The organism is Minwuia thermotolerans (assembly GCF_002924445.1).
Classification (GTDB): Bacteria; Pseudomonadota; Alphaproteobacteria; order Minwuiales; family Minwuiaceae; genus Minwuia; species Minwuia thermotolerans.
Genome location: NZ_PIGG01000040.1, coordinates 98579 through 124011 on the forward strand (window position 1 = coordinate 98579; position 25433 = coordinate 124011).

General features: G+C 68.9%; 17 protein-coding genes. 9 read left to right on the forward strand and 8 right to left on the reverse strand.

Going from position 1 to position 25433, the window contains the following annotated elements:
* The first annotated feature begins 131 nt into the window (after positions 1–131).
* Positions 132–3155: a hybrid sensor histidine kinase/response regulator gene (locus tag CWC60_RS13245; RefSeq protein WP_125182783.1), complete on the forward strand. Its 3024-nt coding sequence runs from the start codon at positions 132–134 to the stop codon at positions 3153–3155.
* 116 nt (positions 3156–3271) lie between these two features.
* A complete protein-coding gene (locus tag CWC60_RS24290) occupies positions 3272–8893 on the forward strand; it encodes a FecR domain-containing protein (protein WP_109794419.1) in 5622 nt (1873 codons plus the stop codon).
* Between the two features lie 2 nt (positions 8894–8895).
* Here CWC60_RS24290 and CWC60_RS13255 read toward each other — a convergent pair whose 3' ends face one another.
* A complete protein-coding gene (locus CWC60_RS13255; RefSeq protein WP_109794420.1) occupies positions 8896–10182 on the reverse strand; it encodes a TolC family protein in 1287 nt (428 codons plus the stop codon).
* A gap of 166 nt (positions 10183–10348) precedes the next feature.
* Here CWC60_RS13255 and CWC60_RS13260 point away from each other — a divergent pair, with 166 nt between their 5' ends.
* Positions 10349–12058: a peptidase domain-containing ABC transporter gene (locus tag CWC60_RS13260; RefSeq protein ID WP_109794421.1), complete on the forward strand. Its 1710-nt coding sequence runs from the start codon at positions 10349–10351 to the stop codon at positions 12056–12058.
* Positions 12055–13344 carry an HlyD family type I secretion periplasmic adaptor subunit gene (locus CWC60_RS13265; RefSeq protein ID WP_109794422.1) on the forward strand — a complete coding sequence of 430 codons (1290 nt, stop codon included), beginning with the start codon at positions 12055–12057 and terminating at the stop codon, positions 13342–13344. The genes CWC60_RS13260 and CWC60_RS13265 overlap by 4 nt, the downstream gene beginning before the upstream one ends.
* 59 nt (positions 13345–13403) lie before the next feature.
* Here the strand turns inward: CWC60_RS13265 and CWC60_RS13270 are convergent, their stop codons facing one another.
* Genes CWC60_RS13270 through CWC60_RS13280 form a run of 3 tightly spaced genes read right to left on the reverse strand, consistent with a single transcriptional unit; the run spans position 13404 to position 15829 of the window.
* On the reverse strand, positions 13404–13826 hold the full coding sequence (locus CWC60_RS13270; RefSeq protein WP_125182784.1) for a hypothetical protein: 423 nt from the start codon (positions 13824–13826) through the stop codon (positions 13404–13406).
* Positions 13827–13868: 42 nt separating this feature from the next.
* A complete protein-coding gene (locus CWC60_RS13275; RefSeq protein ID WP_109794424.1) occupies positions 13869–15080 on the reverse strand; it encodes a cytochrome P450 in 1212 nt (403 codons plus the stop codon).
* The gene (locus tag CWC60_RS13280) at positions 15077–15829 is read right to left on the reverse strand and encodes a glucose 1-dehydrogenase (protein ID WP_109794425.1); all 753 of its coding nucleotides are present in this window, start codon (positions 15827–15829) and stop codon (positions 15077–15079) included. The genes CWC60_RS13275 and CWC60_RS13280 overlap by 4 nt, the downstream gene beginning before the upstream one ends.
* Positions 15830–15942: 113 nt before the next feature.
* On the opposite strand from CWC60_RS13280, the gene CWC60_RS13285 reads away from it, so the two are divergent.
* Positions 15943–16863: a glutathione S-transferase family protein gene (locus CWC60_RS13285; RefSeq protein WP_164516532.1), complete on the forward strand. Its 921-nt coding sequence runs from the start codon at positions 15943–15945 to the stop codon at positions 16861–16863.
* 111 nt (positions 16864–16974) lie between these two features.
* On the opposite strand, the gene CWC60_RS13290 is transcribed toward CWC60_RS13285, so the two are convergent.
* The 3 genes from CWC60_RS13290 to CWC60_RS13300 are packed head-to-tail and all read right to left on the reverse strand — an operon-like array spanning position 16975 to position 20738.
* Positions 16975–17922: a ketopantoate reductase family protein gene (locus tag CWC60_RS13290; protein WP_109794427.1), complete on the reverse strand. Its 948-nt coding sequence runs from the start codon at positions 17920–17922 to the stop codon at positions 16975–16977.
* Positions 17923–17941: 19 nt separating this feature from the next.
* Complete coding sequence (locus CWC60_RS13295) at positions 17942–20230, reverse strand: CHASE2 domain-containing protein (protein ID WP_164516533.1); 2289 nt, start codon at positions 20228–20230, stop codon at positions 17942–17944.
* A gap of 37 nt (positions 20231–20267) precedes the next feature.
* Positions 20268–20738, reverse strand: coding sequence for a molybdopterin-guanine dinucleotide biosynthesis protein A (locus CWC60_RS13300; RefSeq protein WP_109794429.1), 471 nt, complete (start codon positions 20736–20738; stop codon positions 20268–20270).
* 128 nt (positions 20739–20866) lie between these two features.
* Between CWC60_RS13300 and CWC60_RS13305 the strand changes: the two genes are divergently transcribed.
* The 4 genes from CWC60_RS13305 to CWC60_RS13320 are packed head-to-tail and all read left to right on the forward strand — an operon-like array spanning position 20867 to position 23912.
* A complete protein-coding gene (locus CWC60_RS13305) occupies positions 20867–21634 on the forward strand; it encodes an NAD kinase (protein ID WP_109794430.1) in 768 nt (255 codons plus the stop codon).
* On the forward strand, positions 21631–22317 hold the full coding sequence (locus CWC60_RS13310) for a hypothetical protein (RefSeq protein ID WP_109794431.1): 687 nt from the start codon (positions 21631–21633) through the stop codon (positions 22315–22317). The genes CWC60_RS13305 and CWC60_RS13310 overlap by 4 nt, the downstream gene beginning before the upstream one ends.
* A gap of 30 nt (positions 22318–22347) precedes the next feature.
* Complete coding sequence (locus tag CWC60_RS13315) at positions 22348–23112, forward strand: ABC transporter ATP-binding protein (protein ID WP_109794531.1); 765 nt, start codon at positions 22348–22350, stop codon at positions 23110–23112.
* Positions 23109–23912 (forward strand): ABC transporter permease, encoded by an 804-nt coding sequence (locus CWC60_RS13320; protein WP_109794432.1) that lies wholly within the window; start codon positions 23109–23111, stop codon positions 23910–23912. The genes CWC60_RS13315 and CWC60_RS13320 overlap by 4 nt, the downstream gene beginning before the upstream one ends.
* 11 nt (positions 23913–23923) lie before the next feature.
* Here the strand turns inward: CWC60_RS13320 and CWC60_RS13325 are convergent, their stop codons facing one another.
* On the reverse strand, positions 23924–25384 hold the full coding sequence (locus CWC60_RS13325; RefSeq protein ID WP_109794433.1) for a terminase: 1461 nt from the start codon (positions 25382–25384) through the stop codon (positions 23924–23926).
* Positions 25385–25433: the final 49 nt, after the last annotated feature.

Below are 25433 nucleotides of genomic sequence, written 5' to 3' on the forward strand. Positions count from 1 at the left end.
CGCGACCGCCAATTTTCGGTCATTGCCCGAAGTTGTCGCATGATAGAATGTCGCTGACAATGCAGCTTCAAGGCCCAGAATCGGATCGCGCGGCCGCCGCTCCGGGCGCCCGGGACGTCAAGCGGACAGGCGTGAACAGAACGCTGGCGGTCCTGCTCGCGACCGTCATGGTTCTCCTCTCCACCACGGTCTTCTCGGTGCTGACGCTGCGCAAGGAATACAACGCCAGTTCCAGCCGCTATGACAGCATCGTCTGGGGCGCTTCGCACACCCGCACGGAACTGTCGCTGTTCCTCGCCGCGCTCGATACCTACGTGCTCGGCACCTCGGGCATGAGCCAGGCCGAATTCCAGCAGCGCTACAGCTACCTGAAACAGCGCCTGCCCGTGTTTCTCCAGGCCATGCGCTCGGACCGGGACGACGCGCTCGGCGCCGGCGACCTGGCGAGCGGCATCCAGGATCGTCTGCGCGCCAATGACGCCCGGCTGCACAATCTGGAAGCCGGCGACTACCGAGCCTACAACCAGCTGCGCAACGACCTGCTGCCGCTGTTCAACGCGCTGCAGCAACTCTCCAATTCCTCGGAGCTGACGGTCACACAGTCGCGCGCCGACCGGTTGCGGCCGATCTATCTGGAACTGCTGATCTCGGCGGTCGCCACCATGGCGGCGGCGGCGCTGCTGGTGCTGCTGCTGATCCGGGAAATCCGCCGCACCACCCGACTCTACCGCCAGGTCTCGGCCGCCGAGGCGCGCGCCAACGCCGCCCGAACGCAGCTGCTGGAAGCGATCGAGGCGATGAACGACGGGTTCGCCCTCTACGACGAGAACGACCGTCTGATCCTGTTCAACACCAGGTACCGCGAGCTCTACAGCAGCGCCGGTCAGGCGGGCATCGAAACCGGCCAGCGCTTCGAGGACATCATGCGGCGCACCGCCAGCCGCCACATCGTCGACGCCACCACCGACCCGGAAGCATGGGTCGCCTGGCGGGTGGCGCGCCATCGCGAGCCCGGCGGCCCCTTCGAGCAGGAGCTGGTGGACGGGCGCTGGATCCTGGTCGGCGAGTTCCGCACCGACGAGGGCGGCCGGGTGAGCGTGCATACCGACATAACCGCGCAGAAGGACAATGAAGAGGCCCTGCGCGAGGCCAAGGAGCGGGCCGAGGACGCCAATGTCGCCAAGTCCCGCTTCCTCGCCATGATGAGTCACGAGATACGCACGCCCATGAACGGCGTGCTGGGCATGACCAACCTGTTGCTGGAGACCGGGCTGAGCGGCGAACAGCACCAGTACGCCGAGACCGTTCACAAGTCGGGCGAGGCGCTGCTGACGATCATCAACGACATCCTCGACTTCTCGAAGCTGGAGGCCGGGCGGCTGGAGCTGGAGGAGGTCGCCTTCGACCTGGAAGACCTGGCCGATGGTGTGGCAGACCTGCTTTCGGCGCGCGCCTTCGAACGCGGCACGGAAATCGCCGTGATCTACGACCCGGATCTGCCCAAGCGCTTCTACGGCGACCCCACGCGTATCCGCCAGGTGCTGCTGAACTTCGCCGGCAACGCCATCAAGTTCACCGAGACCGGCGGCGTCACCATCGAAATCCTGCTGGCCGGCAGCGAGAACGACCGTCCGAAACTGCGCTTCAACGTCACCGACACCGGCATCGGCATTCCGCAGGACCGCCAGGACGCCCTGTTCCAGGAATTCACCCAGGTCGACGCCTCGACGGCCCGGCGCTATGGCGGCACGGGCCTCGGCCTCGCCATCTCCAGACGCCTGGTCGACCTGATGGGCGGGAATATCGGCCTGGACAGCGAGGTCGGCCGGGGCAGCACCTTCTGGTTCGAAGCCACGCTGGGCGTCGCGGACGTGGCCCACAGGGGCGAGGCCCACGAGATGGTGGACCGGCTGAGCGCCATGCTCAGGGGCCGGCAGGCGGCGATCCTGGCGACGAACCCTGTCCTGCGGGAGGGGATGGCGGCGCGCCTGCGCGGCCTGGGCCTGTCGATCGCCCACAACGCGGCTTCGCTCGATGCGCCGTCCCGCACCGTCGATCACCTGGTGATCGACGGGGGCCTGGCCGAACACGCCGGCGCCGCGGACATCGTCCGGCTGCGCAGCCGCGTCGGCGGCCGCATGGTGGTGGCGATCGACCCGTCCCAGCGCGGCCGCGCCGAGCAGATCCTGGCCCGGGGCTTCGACCAGTTCCTGCTGCGCCCGCCCCGGCCGCTCGCCCTCGCCCAGGCGCTGACCGGGCGCGACAGCGCCGCGGAAGCCCATGCCGCCGCCACGATCGAGCAGATCGGCGACGAGGCGGCACTGGGCGCGCGGGTGCTGGTGGCCGACGACAACCGCATCAACCTGCAGGTCGCCAGGGTGATGCTGGAGAAGGCGGGCTACGCGGTCACCGCGGTCGAGGATGGCGCTGGCGCCCTGGCCGCCATCGGCGAGAACGACTTCGAGGTGGTGCTGATGGACGTGCAGATGCCGGACATGGACGGCTTCGAGGTCACCGCCGCGATCCGCGCCCTGGACGGCGCCAGGGCCACGACGCCCGTGGTCGCGGTGACGGCCAACGCCATGCCCGAACACCGCGAGGAATGCCTGTCGAAGGGCATGGACGACTTCATCGCCAAACCCTTCGACAAGATCGAACTGCTGCAGCTCGTCGCCAAGTGGGCGCTGATTGGCGCCGCCAGTACCGGCGGCCCGCCGAACGCCGGAACGATGGCGGGGCCAGCGGCCGCCGATGCCGGGCCGGTTCCCGCCGGCGCGGCGCCGGAACCGGGGGGCGAGGTGGAAGGATCGATGATCGACCGCGCGATCCTCGACCAGTTCGGCGAGGATGTCGGTCAGGACTACCTGCCCGAACTGCTGCGCGATTTCATGCTGGATACCCAGGATCGGCTGGAACGGCTGTCCGAGCCTCTGGACGATGTCAGCGCCGACCGGCTGGGACGGGAAGCGCACAGCCTGAAGAGCAGCGCCGGCACCGTCGGCGCCGTGTCACTTTCCGAGGCAGCCGCAAAAATTGAACGATTGTGTGACGAAGGGCCACTGGAAGATGCCCGCCAGGCGATAGAGGAAATTCGCGCCATCGCGGAACGAACGCTGGCGGAGATGGGCCGGATGATCGAGCAGCGGGCCGCCTGAACGGGGCCCGCGCCCGTCACGCTTGCATGGCGCGAAGCTTGCTTCATGAGACATGGACGGATGATGAAAACGATCCGTCCAGCGCCTAGGATCGAGGCGAACCAGGGAAAGCCGTGATGGAACAGCGCCCGGACAGCGCACGTACAATCGAGGCCGAAGCCGTCTTCAGCGAAAGCGAGACGGCCGGTTCGGCGTTCGTCGTGCCCGGCCTCGCCGCCTCGACGGCCCCCGAAGCGCCGACACCGCTGGTTCAGGCCCAGGCCACGGCCGGCGGCGAAGGACCGATCAGCGTGGAGAACGTGCGCGGCGAGGTTCTGATCATCGGCGTCGACGGCCGCCAGTTCCAGGCCGCGCCGGGTCAGAAGCTCAGCCCCGGCGACGTGGTCATGACCCAGGGCGACGGCGCGCTGGAGGTCACCCTGACCGACGGCACCAGGCTGTTCTTCGACAGCGAGAGCCGGGTGCTGATCGAGGAACCGGCAGAGGCCGCGGCCAAGCCCCAGTTCTTCGTCATCCAGGGCGAGTTCTCTGTCGACAACCGCGATTCGACGGAGGGACCGGCGAGCGAGCTTCTGGTGCGGACGCCGGTGGCCTCCGTCAGCGTCAAGGGCGCGCGGATGATCGGCAAGGCCGCGCCCGAGGCCCAGGCCAATACCTTCGTGCTGCTGCCCAACGCGGGCGGCGCGGCCGGCGCGCTGGCCGTCGCCACCGCCGGCGCGGTGGTGACGCTCGATCAGCCGCTGCAGGGCCTGCAGGTGCTGTCGCTGTTCCGCGAACCGACCCGCATCCCCGAGGTCGACGCGCAGTTGCTCACCGCGGAGTTCGGCGACGGCGTGCTGGCCTATTCCGACATCGCCGGCGATTTCGAGATCGCGCGCACCGACACGGACGGATTCCTCAGCCGGCTGGGCGAGGTCTTCGGCATCACCGAGGCGCAGGCCGACCCGATCATCGAGGGCGGCGAGGCGGTCGGCGACGGCGGTTCGGACACGGAGGTGGTGGGCGACACCGGCGAGGACGAACTCGACGACCGCAATGACGAGGACGAGGTCGGCGACGACGGCGGCGACGACGGTGAAATCGATGTCGCCTTCGACGGCGCCGAGGAGGTCGATGTCGCCAATGGCGGCGTCTTCAACGTCACCGGCGGCGCCGGCGAGGACGTTCTGACAGTCGCCGCCGACCAGGTGAACGCCAATACCGTTACCCTGGAAGAGGTCGGCGGTCGCGCGGTGCTCGCCTTCGGCAACGGCGCGCAGGTGAACATCGACGAGGTCGAGACCCTGGCGGTCAATCTGGGCGCGGCAAGCGACGAGATCGCCATCGGCAATCTGGGCGGAACCGACATTTCCGACAACACGGTGATCCTCGATCTCGGCGGCGGAGACGACTCGGTGGCCGCGGCCGATATCGGCAAGACGCTCGAGGTGACCGCCGGGACCGGAAACGACACGGTTGTCGCCGGCGCGCTGAACGATTCTCTGGACGGCGGCGCGGGAGACGACAGCCTGACGGGCAATGCCGGCGAAGACACCATCGACGGCGGCGACGGGAACGACATCTTCGCCGGCGGCGCGGGCGACGACTCGCTCACCGGCGGCGCGGGGACCGACCGCGCAGTCTATGCCGGCAGTTCCGCCGACTTCAATGTCAGCGCGGCAGACGATGGCAGCATCATTGTGTTCGAGGACACCACCGACGCGGAAGGGACCGACACCCTCGCCAACGACATCGAAGCGGTGGAGTTCCAGGGCGACGCGCGGCTGCTCGACGTGGTCTTCGGCACGGCCGCCGGCGACAACCTGACAGGCGGCGGGGCCGACGAATTCCTGGCCGCCCTGACCGGGAACGACACTGTGGCCGGCGGCGGCGGCGGTGACGTGCTGGCCGGCGGCAGCGGCGCGGACCAGCTCTCGGGCGATGCCGGCGACGACCTGATCGGCGGCGAGGCCGGCGACGACACGATCACCGGCGGTGCGGGCGACGACAGCCTGTTCGGCGGCGAGGGCGCCGACCAGGCCGGCTATGCCGGCAATGCGGGGAACTTCGTGGCGACCGGCGATGACGACGGCAGCCGGCTCACCCTGACCGACAGCGTCGGTGGCGAGGGCGCCGACATCCTCGGCAGCGACATCGAAACCATCGACTTCGCCGATATCACCGTCGACGTCGCCCTCGGCGACGCCACGGCGCAGAACCTGACAGGCGACGCCGGCAACAATCTCATCGGCGCCGGCGGCGGCGCCGACACCGTGGACGGCGGCGACGGTGTCGACATCGTCTCCGGCGGCGGCGGCGCGGATTCCCTTGTCGGCGGCGCGGGCGGCGACAGCCTGTTCGGCGATGCGGGCGACGATACCCTGACCGGCGGCGCCGGCGACGACCTGCTCTCGGGCGGCGCGGCCACCGACCGGGTGAACTACACCGGCGAGAACACGGGATTCGCCTTCGCGGTCGACGAGGCCGCCGCACGCCTGCGGCTCACCGACACGGTGGGCGCGGAAGGCGCCGACGCGGTGGCGCTGGACGTCGAGACCCTGGCCTTCAGCGTCGAAGGCGCCAGCGACGATGTGCTGTTCGACGTCACGGGCGGCACCGCCGCGGGCGAAGCGCTCGACCTCGGCGCGGACAACGACATCGCCACGGGTCTGGCCGGCGACGACACGCTGACCGGCAATGGCGGCAACGACATCCTGTTCGGCGGTTCGGGCGACGACGTCGCCGTCTATGCCGGGGCCATCGGCGGTTTCAACCTCGGTTTCTCCGACGACGGCGCCTTCGTCTTCGTCGCCGACCAGTCCGGATCCGAAGGCTCCGACACGGTTTCCAACGATGTCGAGCAGTTCGACTTCGCCGGAGAGGTCTTCTCGATCCAGGGCGGCACCGCTGCGGGCGACACGCTCTCGGGCACCGTGGGACGAGACTTCATCGTCGGTCTGGCCGGACAGGACAGCATCACCGGCGAGGCCGGCGACGACCTTCTGGCCGGCGGCGGCGGCAACGACACGCTGGATGGCGGGGCCGGCGACGACACGCTGCAAGGGTCCGACGGCGACGATGTGCTGACCGGCGGCGACGGGACCGACACCGCCGACTTCTCCGACGCCGGCGGCGCGGTCGATGTCGACCTGAGTACGGGCGCGGCGAGCGGCGACGGCACGGACACGCTGAGCGGGATCGAGAACATCGTCGGCGGCGCGCAGGCCGACACGCTGACGGGCGACGCCGCCGCCAATGCCATCGAAGGCGGCGTCGGCGGCGATTCGATTGCCGGCGGCGCGGGCAATGACAGTCTGTCCGGCGACGCCGGCGGCGACACGCTGTTCGGCGGGCTGGGCGACGATACCTTCGATGGCGGCATCGGCTTCGATTCGGCCGACTACCGCGACAGCGCCACGCCGGTAAACGTCGACATGTCCGCCGGCGGCGGCGCGGGCACGGTCACCGGCGAAGGCACGGATGCGCTGACCGCGATCGAGCGGGTCTTCGGTTCCGCCGGCAACGACACCTTCACCGGCAGCGACGGCGACGACAATTTCGTCGGCCGCGGCGGCGACGACCTGCTGATCGCCAGCCTGGGCAACGACACGCTGAACGGCGCGGCCGGCAACGACACTGCCGATTTCTCCAACCTGACCGGCGCATTCCAGATCGACCTGACCGGCAACAGCGCCACACTGGACGCGAACAGCTACACCGTTCTCGGTCTGGAGACGATCATCGGCACCGCGGGCGACGACACCATGAACGGCGATGCGGACAACAATCGTCTCGAAGGCGGCCAGGGTGCTGATTCGATCGGCGGCGGCGGCGGCGCGGACACCCTGCTCGGCGGCGCCGGCAATGACACCATCGCCGGCGGCGACGGCAATGATTCGATCAATGGCGGCGCAGGCAATGACAGTCTCGACGGCGGCGCCGGCAACGACACGCTCGATTTCTCCGACGCCACCGAAGGCGTCGCCGTCGACCTTTTCGGCGGACTGGCGGCCAGCACGGCGACCGGCACCGACACGGTCACCGCCTTCAACGGCGTCACCGGCGGGGCGGGCGACGATTCGATCCGCGGCAGCGCCGACGCCGATACCATCGCCGGCGGCGATGGCGACGACCTGATCATCGGCGAGGGCGGCAACGACAGCCTGGACGGCGGCGCAGGCAGCAACACGCTGAGTTTCGCCACCGCCTCCGCCGACCTGATCGTCGACATGACGGCGGGCACGGCCGCCAGCGCGGAGACCGGCTCCGACAACTTCGCCAACTTCACCACGGTCATCGGCGGCGCGGGCGCGGACTTCATTTCCGGCGACGCCGAGCGCAATTTCCTTCTCGGCGGCGAGGGTAACGACACGCTGAACGGCGGCGGCGAGCGCGACACGCTGCGCGGCGGCGCAGGCGACGACCAGCTGAACGGCTCCGACGCGGAAGTGGACGTCGCCGACTATGCCGACGCCACCGAGGACCTGACGCTAACGCTGGGAGCTGTCACGGACATAAGCACCACCGTGACCACCAACGACCTCGGCACCGACACGCTGTTCTCCATCGATGGCTTCCAGGGCGGGACGGGCGACGATTCGATCACCGGCAATGCCGGGATCAACCGGCTCGGCGGCGGCGACGGCAACGATACGCTGATCGGCGGCGATGGGGCCGACGTGATGTTCGGCGATGCCGGGAATGACAGCGTCGAAGGCGGCAACGGCGACGACTTCATATTCGGCGGTATCGGCGACGACACGATCGACGGCGGCGCGGACGATCTTGGCGTCGCGGTCGACAGCATCGGCGACGTCATCAGCTATTTCGGTCTCGGGACCGGTGTGAATATCGACCTGACGGCCGGAACCGCGACCGGAATCGAAGCCGGTACGGACATCGTCACGAACTTCGAGGCGGCTGTCGGCACCGACCAGGGCGATACGCTGTCGGGTAATGCAAGCGACAACCTGCTGCAGGGCCGGCTGGGTGATGACAGCATTTCCGGGCTCGACGGCGACGACGACATCTTCGGCGACGAGGGTGACGACGTGGTCCAGGGCGGCGCGGGCGCCGATACCCTGCGCGGCGATCTGGGCAACGACACCATCGACGGCGGCGACGGCGACGACCTGATCCAGGCCGACCAGGACGACGACACGGTCTCCGGCGGTGCGGGCAATGACCAGATCTTCGCCGGCAGCGGCGATGACAGCGTGCTTGGCGAGGACGGCAACGACGCCGTCGAGGGCGGGGCCGGCTCCGACAGCCTGTTCGGCGGACTGGGCGACGATACCCTGACCGAGACCTCCGGCCAGAACCTGATGGATGGCGGCGCGGGCAACGATTCGATCACCGGCGCGGACAACCTGGACACGCTGTTGGGCGGCGAAGGCGCGGACACGCTGACCGGCGGCGGCGGGGCCGACGCCTTCCAGTACGATCAGGCCATCGGGCATCAGGACGTCATCACCGACTTCACGTCGGGCGAAGACCGCTTCCTGATCGACGGCGTGGCCTTCGACAATGTCGGCGGCGGCGCGAACACGCTGACCGACGGCGAGAGCTTCGTGCGCGTGGCCGAAGCCCTGATCGACGGCGACACCGAACTCGGCACCGGACAGGCGACCTTCGTCTTCGATTCGAACAACACGCTGCACTTCGACCCCGATGGCGACGGCGCCCAGGCGAGCTTCGAGATCGCCAGCGTGACCGTCTCCAACGGCACGCTCCAGGCCAGCGATTTCGAGATCCAGTAGCCTCAGTACGCTGCGAGGTTCAGCCGGCCCGTTTCGAACAGCACCCGGAAGACCTGCACCAGCGCGTCGTAGCGCGCGGCCGTGGCACGGCTGCGTGCGCCGTTGAGTTCGGCCTCGGCGTCGAGCACGTTGATCACCGACTCGCGGCCGGCGGTACGCAGCCTGCGCCGCGCGGTGAACAGTTCCGAGGCGATCGCCGCGGCGTTAGCGGCGAGGTCGGCCCGCTCGCGGAGCGTGATGAGCTGTTCCCAGGCGACCTCGACACGCTTGGCGATCTCCAGGCTCAGCGCCGCATGGTTCTCCATCGTCTCGGCGATCCGCCGGCCGGAGCGTTCGGTCGCGGCGGCGGTGGCGAATCCGTCGAACAGCTCCCACTCGGCGCGCAGTCCGACAAAGGCCTCCTTGCGGTTGCCGGGAATGCCCTCGGCATCGTTCTCCATCGCCCCCTCGGCGACGATGTTGATCTGCGGAAAGAAGTCGGCCATGGCGACCTTGCGCTGCTGGCGGGCCTCGCCGATGGTCTCGTCGCTCTGCTTCATCAACGGGTTTTCGGCCAGAGCGATGTTGATTGCCGCCTGCAAATCGGGCGGCAGCAGGTCGTCCGGCGCCTCGGGCGGGGCCATCGAGCCGATCTCCGGAGCATGGTTGAAGACCGCGTAGTATTCGGCGATCGCTTCCCTCAGCCGCCCCTCCAGCCGCACCCGCGCTTCCTTGGCGGCCTGCAGACGCGACTTGGATTGCAAGACGTCGACCGACAGGCCGGAGCCCCGGCGCACGCGCTCATCCTCCAGGGCGAGCTGGCGGCGGATCGTCATTTCCGTCTCCAGCGCGATGTCCACCAGCTCGGTCTGCTTCAGGACGTCGAGATAGGCGGCGGTGCCGCGCAGCAGGATCTGCTGCTCCGCCCGCTCCAGCGCATAGCCCGACTTGAACTCGCGGGCGATGGCGCCCTTCAGCTGGCCATCGGTGCGGAAGCCGTCGAAGACCTTCTGGGTGACGGTGAAGCGGCCGATCTCGCGGCTCTGCTCGACTGCCGGCTGTCCCGCGGCGCGGGCCACGGGGCTGTCGACGTTCTCGTAGCCGTATTCGCCGCTGATGCGGAGCTGCGGCAGATAGGGCGCACGGGCTTCGGTAACCGCCAGCTGCGACTGCTCGAAACGGCGCTCGGCCGCGCGAACGTCCGGATGGGCCTGGAGCACGATCTCCAGCTCCTCCTGCAACGGCGCGGCCCCGGCCGGCGCGGTCAATGCCAGCGCCACGGCGGCGCCTATTGCGAGATGACGGTACAATCCGCGACCCTATCCCCTGCCGGCGGTCCGACCCGGACACCGTCGGGAAATCCGCTGTCGCCGCCGCCGTTTATCGGGGCTATTTAACACGACGCGTGACTCGAGGCCAATTGGCATCGAACTCGCATGAACCGTGGCGACGCAACCGGGAGACGCAAGAGGATCGATGGCTGACGGCCCGGAATGGCTGAGGGAGGTGCTGGCTCCGGTGCGCAGGCGCATCGGCGAGGTCATCGCCTATTCGTCGATCATCAACCTGCTGGCGATCGCCGCCCCGATCTTCGTGCTTCAGGTCTATGATCGGGTGGTCTTCCACGGCGGGCTGTCGACCCTGCAGGGCCTGGTGATCGGCATGTTCGCCGCCATCGTCTTCGACTTCGTGCTGCGCCAGGGCCGGGCCCGGCTGCTGCGCTCGGCCGCCGTCGATATGGACGTGGAGCTGGCGCGCGCGCTCTACAGCCGCATCACCGCCGCGCCGCTGCCGGTGCTGGAAAGCCGGCCGACGGCCTACTGGCAGGCCCTGTTCCGCGATGCCGAGGTGGTCCGCAACGCCTTCTCCGGTCTGTCGGCAGTGCTGATCGCCGACCTGCCCTTCGCGCTGTTCTTCGCGGTGGTCATCTTCATCATCGCCCCGCCCGTGGCGTGGGTGCTGCTGGCGGCGTTCCCGCTGTTCATCGGCCTGGCCTGGTGGTCGGGGCGGGTGATGCAGGACGCCAACCGCGAGGAACGCGAGGCCAGCTTCGACCGCGACGCCGTGACCGCCGAGCTGATCGGCGGCCGGACCACGATCAAGGCGCTGGCGCTGAAGGGCCCGATGACCGAGGTCTGGGAGGCGCGCCATGTCCGCGCCGTCGACGAATCGGTCCGGCGCGGGCGGCAGTCCGACCGCTTCGTGCACATGGGGCTGGGGCTGACGGTTCTGACCACCGTCGCGGTGACCGCTGTCGGCGCGGTGGCGATCCTCAACCAGGAATTGTCCATCGGCGCGCTGGTCGCGGCCAACATGCTGGGCGGGCGGATCGTCCAGCCCTTCCAGCAGCTGATCGGCAACTGGCGCACCTACATGGCGACACGGCAATCCCTGAAGCGGCTGGGCGAGGCCTTCGCCACCGCCGAGGAGCCCGCCCGCGGCGCCGTCCGCCCGAACGTGCGCGACGGCGTCCTGATGCTGGACGACGTTACCTTCGGCTATGCGCCGGACCGCCCGCCGGCGGTGCGGAACGTCAGGCTGAAGATCGGCAACGGCCTGCACGCGCTGGTCGGACCCAACGGTTCCGGCAAGACCACGCTGCTGAAGCTGATGCAGGGCCTCTACCGCCCCAGCCACGGCCGGGTGATGCTGGACGAGGCCGACATCGCCCAGTTCGGCCGCGAGGATCTGGCCCGCGCCATCGGCTATGTGCCCCAGCATACCTTCCTGTTCGCCGGCACGATCAGGGAAAACATTGCCATTGGCGATCCCGGGGCCGATGACGGGCTGATCGTCGACGCCGCCCACCTGGCCGGCGCCCACTCGGCGATTTCCGAGATGGCCGACGGCTATGGCGCACGCATCGGCGAGGGCGGCATGGACCTGCCCGGCGGCGTGCGCCAGCGCATCGCCATCGCGCGGGCGCTGCTGGGCAATCCGCCGGTGCTGCTGCTCGACGAGCCGTCGGGCAATCTGGACACCGAGGCCGCGAAGACCCTGGCGCGGAACCTGGAGGCGCTGGCGGAAGACCGCACCATCGTCGTCGTCACCCACAGCCCCGTACTGCTGGAGGTCTGCCACAACATCATCGCGCTCGACGGCGGCCGCATCGTCGCCGCCGGCCCCGCCGGTCAGGTGCGCGAGCGCATGGAGGCGGCCCGGCGGCTTAAGGAGGTGGAGCGTTGAGCGCGCTGGACGACATGGCGGCCCGTCATCGCCCCCGCGGCGGGGTGATCCTGGCCCGGGCCGCGGCCCTGCTGATCCTGGCGCTGGCCGCCTGGGCGCTGGTCGCCGAACTGGACGAGGTGGCGGTGGCCGAGGGCCTGGTGGTGCCCCAGGGCGACGTGAAGACCGTCCAGCATCTGGAGGGGGGCATCGTCGAGGAGATGCTGGTGTCGGAGGGCGACCGCGTCACGGCGGGCGAGCCGCTGCTCCGCCTCGCCCTCGGCACCGACGCGCAGAGCCCCGAGGGGCTGCGCGTGCGCCTGGACGGTCTGTTGCTGAAACGCGAGCGCCTGCTGGCCGAGGCCGCGGGCACGGAGCCCGCCTTTTCCGCCGACATCGAGGCGCGGCGGCCGGATCTGGTGCGCGCCGAGCGCCGCGCCTTCCTGGCGAGCCGCTCGGAGTTCGAAAGCACCATTGCCGTGCTGGGCGAGCAGGCGCGCCAGAGCGAGGAGGAGGCGCGCGAATTCGCCGCCGCCCGCGACGCCCGGCGCGAGGAGATCGCGCTCGCCGAGCAGGCGCTGGCGACGCTGGAGGATCTGGCGAAGGACAATCTCGCCTCCCGCCTGGAGGTCAATCAGAAGCAGGGCGAACTGGCGCGCCTCAGGGGCGAGATGGAAAGCCTGAACGCCGCCATCAGCCGCGCCAACGCCGCTCGCCGGGAAGCCGTGGAGCGCCGCGAGGAAGCCTCGCGCGCCTTCCGCCGGAGCGCGCAGGCGGAGCTCTCCGAAGTCGAGGTCGATATCGCCACGGTCACGGACCGGCTGACCGGCGCCGACGATCAGCGCAGCCGCACCGTGGTGCGCAGTCCCATCGACGGGATCGTCGGCGAAATGAAGGTGACGACCATCGGCGGCATCGTCGGACCCGGTCAGCCGATCCTGGAGATCGTGCCGGTGGGCGGCAACCTGGTTGTGGAAGCCAGGCTCCGGCCCGCCGACCGGGGCTTCGTCGACGTCGGCCAGGACGCGACGGTGAAAATCTCGACCTACGACTTCATCCGCTTCGGCGGGCTGGAGGGCCGGGTCGTCCGCATATCCCCCGATTCCAACATCGACGAGCAGGGCCGGCCCTATTTCAAGGTCGTGGTGGAAACGGCACGGAGCTATCTGGGCGACGAGCCGGGCCGTCTGCCCATCGGGCCGGGCATGGAAGCCACCGTCGACATCCACACCGGCTCCCGCTCGGTCGCCTCCTTTCTGCTCCGGCCCGTCCTGCGCCTGCAGAGCGAGGCGTTCCGGGAGAGGTAACAGGTCGGCGCGCGAGGGATGGCATGGCTGGCTCGCGCGCCTTCTGACCTATGGCGTCGTCATCGCGGGGCGGGCGGCGGCAGAGGGGGCGGCGGCGCATCGCTGCGGTAGGCGTCTCTGAGCCGCTCTCTGAGCCGCCGGTCGACCCGGTCCTCGCGGCGGTCGTCGCGGCGGGCGTCGAGATCGTTCGGATCGCCCTGCAGCAGGTCCCGGCGTTCGTTCAGCCGGTCCAGCAGCCGCCCTTCCCGCTCCGCCGAATAGGCTTCGCGCTGGCTTTGGCGATCCCTGAAGTTCTGGCCTCGATCGAGGTTCCGGTCCCTGAAGCGCTCCTCGGGCGGCAGGCGGCGCTGCTTCAGGCGCTCGGTCCGCTCGCGGATATCGGCGGCCGGATCGTCGCGCAGCTGTGCGGTGGCGGGCGGTGCGGGCGCCGCTGACCAGAACATGGCGAGGGCCGCCAGGACCAATGGGCCGGGATGTTTCATCCGCTTCCATATCGGTCGAAATCCGCCTCGCGGAAGTGGCGGCTATCTCAGCTTGACCGGAAACTTGCGATAGCCCCGGAACCGGGCCCGGCCGCCGCGGACGAAATCGCCATTGCGCTCGATATGGCGAAAGCGCGCCAGCAACCGGCCGATGGCGATCTTCCCTTCCATCCGCGCCAGCGAGTTGCCGAGGCAGATATGCGCGCCCCAGCCGAAGGCGAGGTGGCGGTTCGGCTCACGCGTGATGTCGAGGCGGTCCGGATCGGGGAAGACCGCCGGATCGCGGTTGGCCGCGCCGATGCCGAGATGGATCACGGTGTCGGCCTCCACCGCGCCGCCGTCGAACTCGACCCGCCGCGTCGCCCGCCGTGTGCCCAGCTGGTTGGAGCTTTCGAAGCGCAGGAACTCCTCGATGGCGCTGTCCATCAGGTCCGGATCGGCCCGAAGCCGCGCCATCTCGCCGGGAAATGCCAGCAGGCCGGCGACGCCGTTGCCGATCAGGTTGGTCGTGGTCTCGTGGCCGGCGTTGAGCAGGAAGATGCAGTTCTGGATCAGTTCCTCCTCGCTCAGCCGCTCCCCGTCCACCTCGCCGGCGATCAGGATCGAAAGGATATCGCCTTCGCCGGGATTGCGGCGGCGTTCGTCGATCAGGTCCTTGAGATAGGCCGAGAAGGCCGCCACGGCCTCGTTGCCGCGGCGCAGCTGTTCGTCGGAGATGGTCGGCTCCAGCGCGCCCAGGATCAGCATCGCCCAGTCGCGCAGCCGCTCCCGGTCCGCCGCCGGCACGCCCAGCATGTCGCAGATCACGCCGACCGGCAGGGCGAATGCGAAATCGCCGATCAGGTCCATCTCGCCGCGTTCCTCTGCGCGGTCCAGAAAACCGTCCACCAAGGCGACGATCCCGGGCTCCATCGAACGCATGGCGCGCGGCGTGAAGGCCTGGGCCAGCAGCTTGCGCACGCGGGTGTGCAGGGGCGGGTCGTTGAACACCAGGCTGGTGGTGTGATGGACCAGCAGCGGCCCCTCGCCGAACTTCGGCCCGAACTCGCGGCGCTTGTCCGAGGACATGGTCCGGTCGCGGTAGCAGGCGATGACGTCCGCGTAGCGACTGAGGAAGACGGACCCGTCCGGCAGGCGGTGGACGGGGCTGTGTTCGCGCAGCGCGTGGTAGACCGGAAACGGATCCTCCAGGTACTCGGGCGTCAGCGCGTAGAGATTGAACGCTTCCGCCGTTTCCCTGGAGGCCGTGGTCATTTCGCCAGATATCCGCCGTCTATCGGCAGTTCGATGCCGGTGACGAACTTGCCGGAATCGGCGACCAGATAGAGCACGCCTTCTGCGATGTCGCGGGCCTCGCCGATGCGCTTCATCGGCGTGTCGCCGATCATCCGCTTCTCGATCATGCCGGCGCCGAACTCCGCTTTCACCGAATCCAGCATGCCGGTCTCAATGAAGCCGGGATGGATCGAATTGACGCGGATCGGATAGCCCAGATGCGCGCATTCCATCGCCGCGGCCTTGGTCAGCGTCCGCACCCCGCCCTTCGAGGCCGAATAGGCGCCGATCATCGATGCGCCGACGATGCCGTAGATCGACGAGGTCGAGACGATCGAGCCGCCTTCGGTCTTCATCGCGCGGATGCCGTGCTTGATGCCCAGAAAGACGCCGTCGATGTTGACGGCCATGTGCGCCTTCCACTCGTCCAGCGCGATGTCTTCCAGCGGCGCGGTCTTGGGCCGGACCCCGGCATTGTTGAACAGGATCGAGACCGTCCCGAGATCGGCGGCGGCCTTCCCGAAGGCGGCGATCCACTGATCCTCGTCGGCGGTATCGTGGCGGAGGAAGACGCCGCCGCAGGCTTTCGCAACCTCCCGGCCCTTGTCTTCCTGGATGTCGGTGACCAGCACCTTCGCGCCCTCTTCCGAGAGCAGTTTCGCGGTCGCCGCGCCGAGGCCCGACGCCCCGCCGGTGACGATCGCGACACGTCCTTCAACGCGTCCCATGCATTCCCTCCCCTGAAATGACGGCCGCAGGATAATGCGCCCTTCCCCCGTTGGACAGGGCCTGCCGAGCCCCTATGCTCCAGGCGAGCATCTGCACCGGGGAGGCGCGTGAAATGACCGATTTCATCCTGCACCACTACGACATGTCGCCCTTCGCGGAGAAGGCGCGGCTGATGATGGGGCTGAAAGGCCTGGCCTGGCGCGGCGTGGATATCCCGATGATCATGCCGAAGCCGGATCTGACGCCTCTGACCGGCGGCTACCGCAAGACGCCCGTGCTGCAGATCGGCGCCGATATCTACTGCGATACCGGTCTGATCGCGGACGAACTGGAGCGCCGCCATCCCGAGCCCGGCCTGATGAGCGGCGGCATCGGCCTGGCCCATGCGCTCTCGGCCTTCGCGGAGGGGCAGATGTTCTGGACCGTGGCCGGCTTTGTCATCGGCTCCAACGCCGACCGCATGCCCGCCGAGTTCCACGAGGACCGCGCCCGCATGCGCGGCGCGCCGGGGGCGAACGTCGAGAAGCTGAAGGCGGCGGTCGGGATGCACGAGGAACAGCTCAAGCCGCAGCTCGCCTGGGCGGCGGACCTGTTCGCCGACGGCCGCAAGTTCCTGGCCGGCGACGGCGCGGGACTGGCGGACCTGACCCTCTACCATGTCCTCTGGTTCCTGAAGGGCGGCGGCCGCGTCGGCCGGGCCTTGCTGGAGCCGCATCCGGCGCTCGGCGCGTTCATGGAACGCGTCGCCGCCATCGGTCATGGCGAGAAGACGGAAATGAGCGCCGAAGACGCGCTGGCGGCGGCAATGGCGGCAAGCCCGGAAAGCCCCGCCGGCGTCGACGGCAACGCCGAAGGCTGGAAGGCCGGCGATCGCGTGGCGATCGCGCCGACCGACTATGCCCGCGATCCGGTGCAGGGCGAGCTGGTGACCTACCATGGCGGGGAGATCGCCGTGCGCCGCACCGACGAACGCTGCGGCGAGGTGGTGGTCCACTTCCCCCGGGTCGGTTTCGCGATCAAGCGCGCGGGGTAGATCGACCGTCCCGAGGTCCCGGATCGCGGGGCGTCGCCCCTTGTCCCGGATGGCATCCTGGGCTGCGTTTCCTGGTGTCGTCCCGGCTGAACCGTAGCGGAACGCCGGGACCTACTCCTGAGACGCCTTTGATCCCTGCCCCCCGAACGTCTTCTCGCGCTCCTTCACCAGGGCGGTGATGGATTCGTTGACCGGCGCCGGCACGCCGACCCTTAGGCCGGCGCGCGGAATCGCGCCGTTGATGACGTCGATCTCGGAGCGCCGCCCGGCCTGGTGGTCGAGCAGCAGCGAGGGCTTCGCGTCGGGGATTTTGGCGGCAAAGGCGCGGATATGGCGGGCCGGATCCTTCACTCCGGTGTCGATGGCCAGCGCCGAGGCGACGTTGAACGCCTCCTGCGCGCACCACAGCGAGACCACGCTGGCCTCGGGGCTGGCCATGGCCTCCCCGATCGTGAGGCCGGTCAGCGCGCAGGGACCGGAAAAGGCGACGTTGCAGATCAGCTTTTCCCAGATCATGCCGTCCAGATCGTCGAAGCACTGCGCCTTGAAACCGGCATCGGTCCAGACCGCTTCCAGATTTTTCAGTTCGTCGCTGGCGGGACCGCTGACCTCGCCCAGCCGCACGAGGTCCCAGCCATTGTGGTGGGCATGGCCGGGTTCCGGCACGGAGGCGCCGAAACCGCCGATGACGCCGATCTTCACGCGCTCGCGGCCGAGAATGCGCACGGCCCGCTCGGCGCTGCCCAGGCCGTTCTGGATGGGCATGACGATGGTCTTCGCCCCGATCAGCGGCCGCGCCGCCTCCGCCGCCTCGGCCACATCCATCGCCTTCGTGGCGATGATGACGAGGTCGCATTCCGGCGCCTCGGCCGGATCGGTGGTGGCATTGACCGGCACGGTGCGTTCGCCCGAGGCGCCGGTCAGAGTCAGTCCCTTGCGGCCCATCGCCTCGACATGCTCGGCCCAGCGGTCGATGGCCCAGACCTCGTGGCCGGCGGAAGCGAAAAGTCCGGCATAGACGGAGCCGGTGGCTCCGCAACCCATGATCGCGATCTTCATGAAAACGCTTCCGCTGCTGCTACTTGGAGGTCGCCCGGTAGACGCCGTCCCACTCCTCGGGCGGGGGGTTCTCCTTGTACTCGTCGAGACGCGCCTGGTAGATGTCATCCCAGAGCACGCTCATGTCCGGGCGCATCTCGCGGCACTTGTCGAGATGGCGCTGGCTGTCCTCGAAGCGCCGCTCGCGATAGGCCCGGATCATCTCGTCGGTTTCCTTGTAGAGCGCCTGATAGGCCGGGTCCTGCGCCATCTCCGGGCCGCCCAGCATGGTGAAGATCCGGACCGCCTCGTCCTTGCCCTTCACCGCGATCAGGTCGAGTTCCAGGATGGCGTAGTCCCGCACCTCGTTCGCCGTCAGTTCGCCGATCACGTTCTGGACGCCATAGGACTTGGACTGGCCCTCGATGCGCGCGCCCAGGTTCACGGCATCGCCCAGCACCGAATAGTCGAAACGCTGTTCGGAGCCCATGTTGCCGACCACGCATTCGCCCGTGTTGACGCCGATGCCGATCTTGATGGGAATGAAGGGCCGGCCATCCTCCTTCGCGTCGACTTCGAGCCGCTTGTTCAGCTCGATCAGGTCGGCCTGCATCATCAGGCAGCTTTCGCAGGCGTGGCGGGCGTGATCCGGATCGTCCAGCGGCGCGTTCCAGAACGCCATGATGCAGTCGCCCATGTATTTGTCGATGGTGCCGTGATTGCCCATGATGATGTCGGTCATGGGCGTCAGGAACTTGTTGATCAGCCGGGTCAGGCCCTGCGGATCGCCCTTGAAGCTCTCCGATATCGGCGTGAAGCCGCGGATGTCGCAGAACAGGAAGGACATCGACTTGGTCTCGCCGCCGAGGGTGAGCTTGGTGGGGTCTTCGGCGAGCTGCTCGACCAGGGCCGGCGAGAGATACTGGCTGAAGGCGCCGCGCACCTGCTTCTTCTGCTCCTGCTCGCGGGCGTATTTCTGATAGACCAGCAGCACGAACAGGATGAACAGCGCCGCGACCGGCGTCAGCCCGTCGATCAGGATCGATTCCTCGATGAACAGATAATAGCTGGCGCCCATCAGGATCAGGCAGAAGGGCACGAAGAACAGCGCCGTGGTCATGGCCGAGAGCCGGGGCACGAAGCTGATCAGCACGATGCCGGCGAACAGGATGATCGCCAGCTCGATGGCGTTGGCGATCGACGGCCGGATCAGGAAGGCCTGGTTTTCCACCATGTCCAGCACCTGGGAGTGGACCTCCACCCCGGGCATGGCGCCTTCCAGCGGGGTCGCCCGGATATCCTTCAGGCCCTCGGCCGAGGTGCCGATCATGACATACTTGCCCTGGATCTTGCGGAACAGCTCCTGCTGGCGCTCGGGCGGCAGCTCGCCCGCCTTGATGATGTCCTTGGCGGAGATGAAGATGTCGGGCTCGTGCTCGGAGAAGCGCACCCAAAGGATGCCGTGTTCGTCGGTCGGGATCACCACCTCGCCGGATTCGTTGACCTTGGAGCGCATCTTGATCCGGCTGATGCCGGAGGCCTCGTTTGCCTTCTCGACGATGAAGCCCTTCTCGCCATGACCGAGCCGCAGCATCTCCAGCGTCAGCGCGGGGTAGACGTTCTGCTCCTTGTAGTCGCCGGGCGGGCCGACGCGGATCATGGCGGGCACGCGGCGCACCACGCCGTCGGAACTCGGATCGATGGAGAAGACGCCGAAGCCGGGCGTCGCCTGCTGCAGCACCTCGGTGTTGTAGACGAGGTCGCGGTAGAGCGGCAGCCACGCCTTGCCGTTGCCGTTTCGGTAGCCCAGGCGGGGCTCTGCGGGCAGCGGCTGCTCGCGATTCTCGATCTCCCGGTAGAACGCGGCGCCGCCGAGAACCACCGGGCTCTGGCCGATCACCGAGGCGAAGATCTGGTCGTTGCTCGGCATCCCCTTCAGCTGGGCGACCATTTCCGGCGGCAGGTTCTGGTTGGTGGTCGCCCATTCGGCAGGCGAGAGCTTGTCCTTCTCGGGGAAGGTGATGTCGAATCCGACCACACGCGCGCCGAGCTGACCCAGGACCTGGACCATCACGGCGAGATCATAGCGCGACCAGGGCCACTGGCCGAGCTCCTGCAGGCTTTCCTCGTCGATGTCGACGATGACGGTGTGGCGCTCCGGCGGGACGTAGTTGTCGACCTTCTGGAACTGGTCGAACCAGATGTTCTCGCGCAGGATCTTGGTCGCCGACGGGTCGGCGATGCGGATGGCGACGATGCCGCCCAGCACGACGAACGCCAGCCACCGGACCGAGGCGAACTTCCACAGCCTCCTGACGATCTTGCCCATCTGTCCCCTCCTGCCGTTGCCGGCTGTCCTCAGACCTTCATTCGATGACGATCCGGTGTGCAAAATTGCTGCCATCCGAGACCGTGACCTGGGTAAAGCCCATCATCTTCACTAGATCGAGAAAGGTGAAGATTTCCTCCACCTTGAGATCGCGGAACAGCGGCGTCCCCCGCGAGATCGCCGTCAGCTGCGCCAGCACGGCGCGAGCCTGATGGATCGTGCGGAACCCGCCCGGTCCGGTAGCGACCAGCAGCAGCTTCTCCGAATCGGCGCCTTTCGCGAACAGGGCGTAGGGCGGCGTGTAGGCGCGGCCGAACTGCTCCTGCGTGAACCCGGTGATGAAACTCAGCCGCACGCCGCGGTCGGCGTCGGGCATCATTTCCGCCCGGCTGCCATAGACTTCCTCCGTTACCGGACCGGGATAGTAGTAGCCCTCGTGGCGATCATCCGCCGAGACGGCGGCCGGAACGGCGAGCAGGATGGCGATGGCGAGCAGGCGCTGGATCATGCGCCGGATGATCGCCCCTCTGCGGTGCGGGCGCAAGCGGGGAGCAGCGGCTGGCGCTCGCCGCGCCCCCGGTTATAGTGTCGGCGCGCCGGGCGGGGGACCGGCAGCGGCAGAGGGGAAGTCAGGGAATGGCGTTGGAACGCATCTCGTTCAAATGGGCGCCGACGCCCGCGGCCGAGAACGCCGCCGAGCAGCTCATCGAGCACTACGGCGACTGCCCGGCGAACGAGGCCGACGTCATCGTCGCGCTGGGCGGCGACGGCTTCATGTTGCAGACGCTGCACGACTACATGCATCGCGACATCCCGATCTACGGCATGAACAAGGGCACGATCGGCTTCCTGATGAACGAGTTCCAGGAAGACGGCCTGCTCGAACGGCTCAACGCCGCGACAATGGCGGAGATCCATCCCCTGCGCATGGTCGCCGAACCAGAATCCGGCGGCAGCCAGGAAGCCCTGGCGATCAACGAGGTCTCGCTGCTGCGCCAGACGCGGCAGGCGGCGAAGCTGAGGATCAGCATTGACGGCCGCGTGCGGATGGAGGAGCTGATCTGCGACGGCATCCTGCTGGCCACGCCCGCCGGCAGCACCGCCTATAATCTCTCCGCACACGGGCCCATCCTGCCGCTCACCGCGGGCGTGCTGGCACTGACGCCGATCAGCGCCTTCCGGCCCCGCCGCTGGCGCGGCGCCCTGCTGCCGAAGGACGCCCATGTGGTCTTCGACGTGCGCGAGATCTACAAGCGCCCCGTCAGTGCCGTCGCCGACACCTTCGAGGTGCGCCACGTCAAGCGCGTGACCGTCAGCGAGGCCAAGGACGTGACCATGCGGCTGCTGTTCGACAGCGAGCACAGCCTGGAGGAGCGCATCCTCAACGAGCAGTTCGTGCCATGACCGATCCGGCCCTGAAGGCGCGCATCGACCATGCGCTGAGATACCCCTTCGATCCGCCGGGCCGCAGCTATCTGTTCCGCGACGGACGGATGGAGGAGATCGAACGCTTCGAGGCCGAGGGCCGGGTGCCGGTGGTCGCCTCCGGTTCCAACGGTTCGCCGCTGCGGCTGCGGGAGAAATACGGCGACGCCGGCGAGATTCCGGTCAGCTTCGGCACGATCCGGGACCTGGTGCCGGTTTTCGCCGCCCGGATCACGTCCTACGGCTCGGTGCCGGCGACACTGGCCGTGCTGGAAGGCGAACGCGCCGGCGTCCACGTGACCTGGCTGACCGAGGGCCAGCTCGAGATCATGCACGAAACCGAATCCGTGGGCCGCGGTTACGCCTATTGCCGTCTCGACGGCTTCGAGCTTGATCTCGGGCCCCATGGCCGCCCCGAAAGCGCCTTCGCCTATATTGCGCTGCACGGCGCCTTCGCCCCGGACGGCCGCGCCCTGCCTCTGCACCAGGTCAGCCAGCACGAGGCGCAGGCCCACGCCGCCCGCCTCGCCGCCCATGCGGGCGAACTGCACGAGTTCGTCGGCCGCAACCTCGCCGATCTGGAACACCGGGGCCGGGCCAACGACGCGCTGGGCCGCTTCGGCCTGCCTGTAGCACATCCCCGCATCGTGCGGCTGATCTGAGATGGGCCGGCGGCCCGATTGGACGGAATCATGCTGAGCGTCCGCGAGGTCAGCCACACATACGGCCGCAGGACGGCGCTGGAGGCAGCGACCTTCGACGTGCCGGCCGGCGCCTTCGCGGTGCTGCTGGGCCCCAACGGGGCCGGCAAGTCGACGCTCTACGCACTGCTCACCCGGCTGCTGCCGCTGCAGACCGGCCGCATCGAGGTCGCCGGCCACGGCATCGGGGACGCCCCGCTGGCGGCGCTCGCACGGATGGGCGTGGTGTTCCAGTCACCAACCCTCGATCTCGACCTCGGCGTGCAGCAGAACCTGGCCTATTTCGCCCGGCTGCGCGGTTTGCCGGCGCGGACCGCCCGCGCCCGCATCGATTCGGAGCTGGAGCGTCTGGGCCTGGCCGAACGGCGGACGGAAAAGGTCCGCCAGCTCAACGGCGGCCACCGCCGCCGTCTGGAGATCGCCCGCGCCCTGCTGCACGAACCGGACGTCCTCCTGCTCGACGAGCCGACGGTGGGGCTCGACATCCCGACCCGCCGGCGGATCGTCGACGACGTGCACGCGCTGGCCGCCGACAAGGGGGTCACGGTGCTCTGGGCGACCCATCTGATCGACGAGGTCCGCGCCGGCGACCGCGTGATCGTGCTGCACGAGGGCCGCGTCAGGGCGAGCGGAGAGATCATGGCCCTGCTCGACGAACATGACGCCGACGACATCTCGGCGCTGTTCGACGACCTCACCGGGCGGGAGCGCCAGCCGCCCATGCGCGGCGTCAGCCGCCGCGAGGCCGCGCCGTGACGAGCCGCTGGCTCCTGCCCCTGCAGGGTATCCTGATCCGGGAGGCGCTGCGCTTCCTGCAGCAGCGGGAGCGGTTCTTCGCCGCCCTGGTCCGGCCGGTGATCTGGCTGGTGATCTTCGCCACCGGCCTGCGCGCGGCCATGGGCGGGAACCTCGCCGGCCCGGACGGACAGCCGATCCCCTACGAGCTCTACATCGCGCCGGGGCTGTGCGCGATGGTGCAGCTCTTCAACGGCATGCAGAGCTCGCTGTCGCTGGTCTACGACCGGGAGATGGGTTCCATGCGGATGCTGCTGACCACGCCCCTGCCGCGCTGGTATCTCATCTTCTGCCGACTGCTGGCCGGGACCGTGGTCTCGATCCTGCAGGTCTACGCGTTCCTGATCGTCGCTCTGCTGTTCGGTGTGGCGATCCCCTGGGCGGGGCTGATCGCCGTGCTGCCGGCGCTGGTGCTGACGGGGCTGATGCTGGGCAGCCTCGGTCTGCTGCTGGCCGCGCGCATCCGACAGCTCGAGAACTTCGCCGGCATCATGAATTTCGTCATCTTCCCGATGTTCTTCCTCTCGCCGGCGCTCTATCCGCTGGACGGCATGCGGGCGAGCAGCGAGGTTCTCTACTGGCTGGCCCAGATCAACCCGTTCACCCACGCGGTGGGCCTGTTGCGCGGCGCGCTCCACGCCGGACTGGACGCGGCCGCACTCGGATTCACGCTGATCGCGCTCGCCATCGCCGGCGGCTTCGCCATGTGGGCCTATACGCCGGCGCGGGGGCTGCGCGGCGGCGGCCCGCCGGGCCGGTAGGGGCCCGGCCCTCACAGCACCCGGAAGTCGGTCGCCGCCGAAAGCCGGCGGTGCCCGGGCCGGTGCGCCACGAAGTCCGCAAAGGTCAGCGCCAGCGCATCCGCGGCATCGGGCGAAGCCAGGCCGCGGCGTTTCATGTCCTCCTTGCGCTCCAGCCGGATGCGCCCCCTGGCGTCGAAGCCGTATTCGGGCCCGGCGAGATCGGCGGCCAGCCCCCGGTCGTCGGGCAGCGCCGCGGTCTTCAGCCATTGCCGCATGCGGTCCCACATCTCGGCGCGGCGGTTGAGATAGTCCCGCCCGCGCCGCGCGGCCTCGCCGCCATTGACGTCGTGGACCCGGTGGCCCAACTGGCGCAGGCGGTCGACCACGCCGCCGCCGACGCCCGCGCCGTCGACGAAGACCGCGTCGGGCCGGTCGAGGGCGATACGCTCGGCCACGCGGGCGGCGAACTGCATCAGGTCGAGGCCACGGTGGCGGCGGATCGGGCCGCAGAGCGCCTCGCCCTGACGCAACAGGATCACGGACTGATCGTCGCCGAAGCGCGCCACGTCCACGCCCATGATCCGCGGCGATTCGGGATCGGGCGTCGCTTCGCGCGTCCGGGCGCCGTCCACCAGCCCCTGAGCGATGAACTGCCGCGAGGAGGAGCGCGGAAACTCGCCCTTCACCCGGACCCTGACGAAGTCGCTGTCGGCGCCGTAGTCGGCGATCCAGCGTTCGATCTGGGCCAGGTTGGTCAGCCGGGTTTCCCGCGAATCGACGTGGCGGGTAATCCAGCGGTGACGCCGGCGGCCGAAGCATTCGCGGAACCGGCCCGTCGTCTGGGTCGGATTGCCGAAGACGGCCCAGACGATCTCCGTTTCCCGGTCGGTCAGCGCGCCCTCCGTCACCTCCCAGACCGGATCGGGGATGGCGCTGGCCTCGTCGAAGACGATGACGATGCGCCGGCCATTGTTGTGCAGCCCGGCGAAGCTCTCCGTCTGGTTCAGGGACCAGGGCACCATGTCGACGCGCCAGGTCTTCGCCGCCTCCGCATCCTTTGCCTGGATGGCGGTGGCCGCGAGGCGGAAGAGGTGGCGCGCGCGGGAGAGCCGGAACCACTTGGCGAGCTCCGCCCAGGTCTTGGTCTTGAGCTGGATCTCGGTATTGGCCGTGACCACGCCGCGCGTGTCGCAGCCGGTCGCCATGGCCCAGATCACCAACCAGGCGACCAGCGCCGACTTGCCGACGCCGTGACCGCTGGCGACCGCGACCAGCACGGGCTCGCCTGCCGCCTCGCGCCCCCGGCGGCGCAGCCTCTCGCCGATGGCGTCGAGCACCGCGCTCTGCCAGCGCTCCGGCCCGCGGGCGCGGTGCAGCGGCGTGCCGATGATGCCCCAGGGGAAGGCCCAGCGGACAAAGCCGACCGGGTCGTGGCGGAACTTGGCGAGACGCTGGTCGATGGCGTCGGCGGCGGCGGTACTGGCGGTCAAGGCGGCACCCCTGGCTGGCGGTCGGAACGGACCTTCAGCCTAGGCGGAC

Coding starts and splice junctions, on each gene's coding strand:
- CWC60_RS13295 (WP_164516533.1), bottom strand. CDS start 20,230: ATGGGCAAGATCGTCAGGAGGCTGTGGAAGTTCGCCTCGGTCCGGTGG.
- CWC60_RS13300 (WP_109794429.1), bottom strand. CDS start 20,738: ATGATCCAGCGCCTGCTCGCCATCGCCATCCTGCTCGCCGTTCCGGCC.
- CWC60_RS13290 (WP_109794427.1), bottom strand. CDS start 17,922: ATGAAGATCGCGATCATGGGTTGCGGAGCCACCGGCTCCGTCTATGCC.
- CWC60_RS13280 (WP_109794425.1), bottom strand. CDS start 15,829: ATGGGACGCGTTGAAGGACGTGTCGCGATCGTCACCGGCGGGGCGTCG.
- CWC60_RS13285 (WP_164516532.1), top strand. CDS start 15,943: ATGACCGATTTCATCCTGCACCACTACGACATGTCGCCCTTCGCGGAG.
- CWC60_RS13310 (WP_109794431.1), top strand. CDS start 21,631: ATGACCGATCCGGCCCTGAAGGCGCGCATCGACCATGCGCTGAGATAC.
- CWC60_RS13315 (WP_109794531.1), top strand. CDS start 22,348: ATGCTGAGCGTCCGCGAGGTCAGCCACACATACGGCCGCAGGACGGCG.
- CWC60_RS13305 (WP_109794430.1), top strand. CDS start 20,867: ATGGCGTTGGAACGCATCTCGTTCAAATGGGCGCCGACGCCCGCGGCC.
- CWC60_RS13270 (WP_125182784.1), bottom strand. CDS start 13,826: ATGAAACATCCCGGCCCATTGGTCCTGGCGGCCCTCGCCATGTTCTGG.
- CWC60_RS13275 (WP_109794424.1), bottom strand. CDS start 15,080: ATGACCACGGCCTCCAGGGAAACGGCGGAAGCGTTCAATCTCTACGCG.
- CWC60_RS13260 (WP_109794421.1), top strand. CDS start 10,349: ATGGCTGACGGCCCGGAATGGCTGAGGGAGGTGCTGGCTCCGGTGCGC.
- CWC60_RS24290 (WP_109794419.1), top strand. CDS start 3,272: ATGGAACAGCGCCCGGACAGCGCACGTACAATCGAGGCCGAAGCCGTC.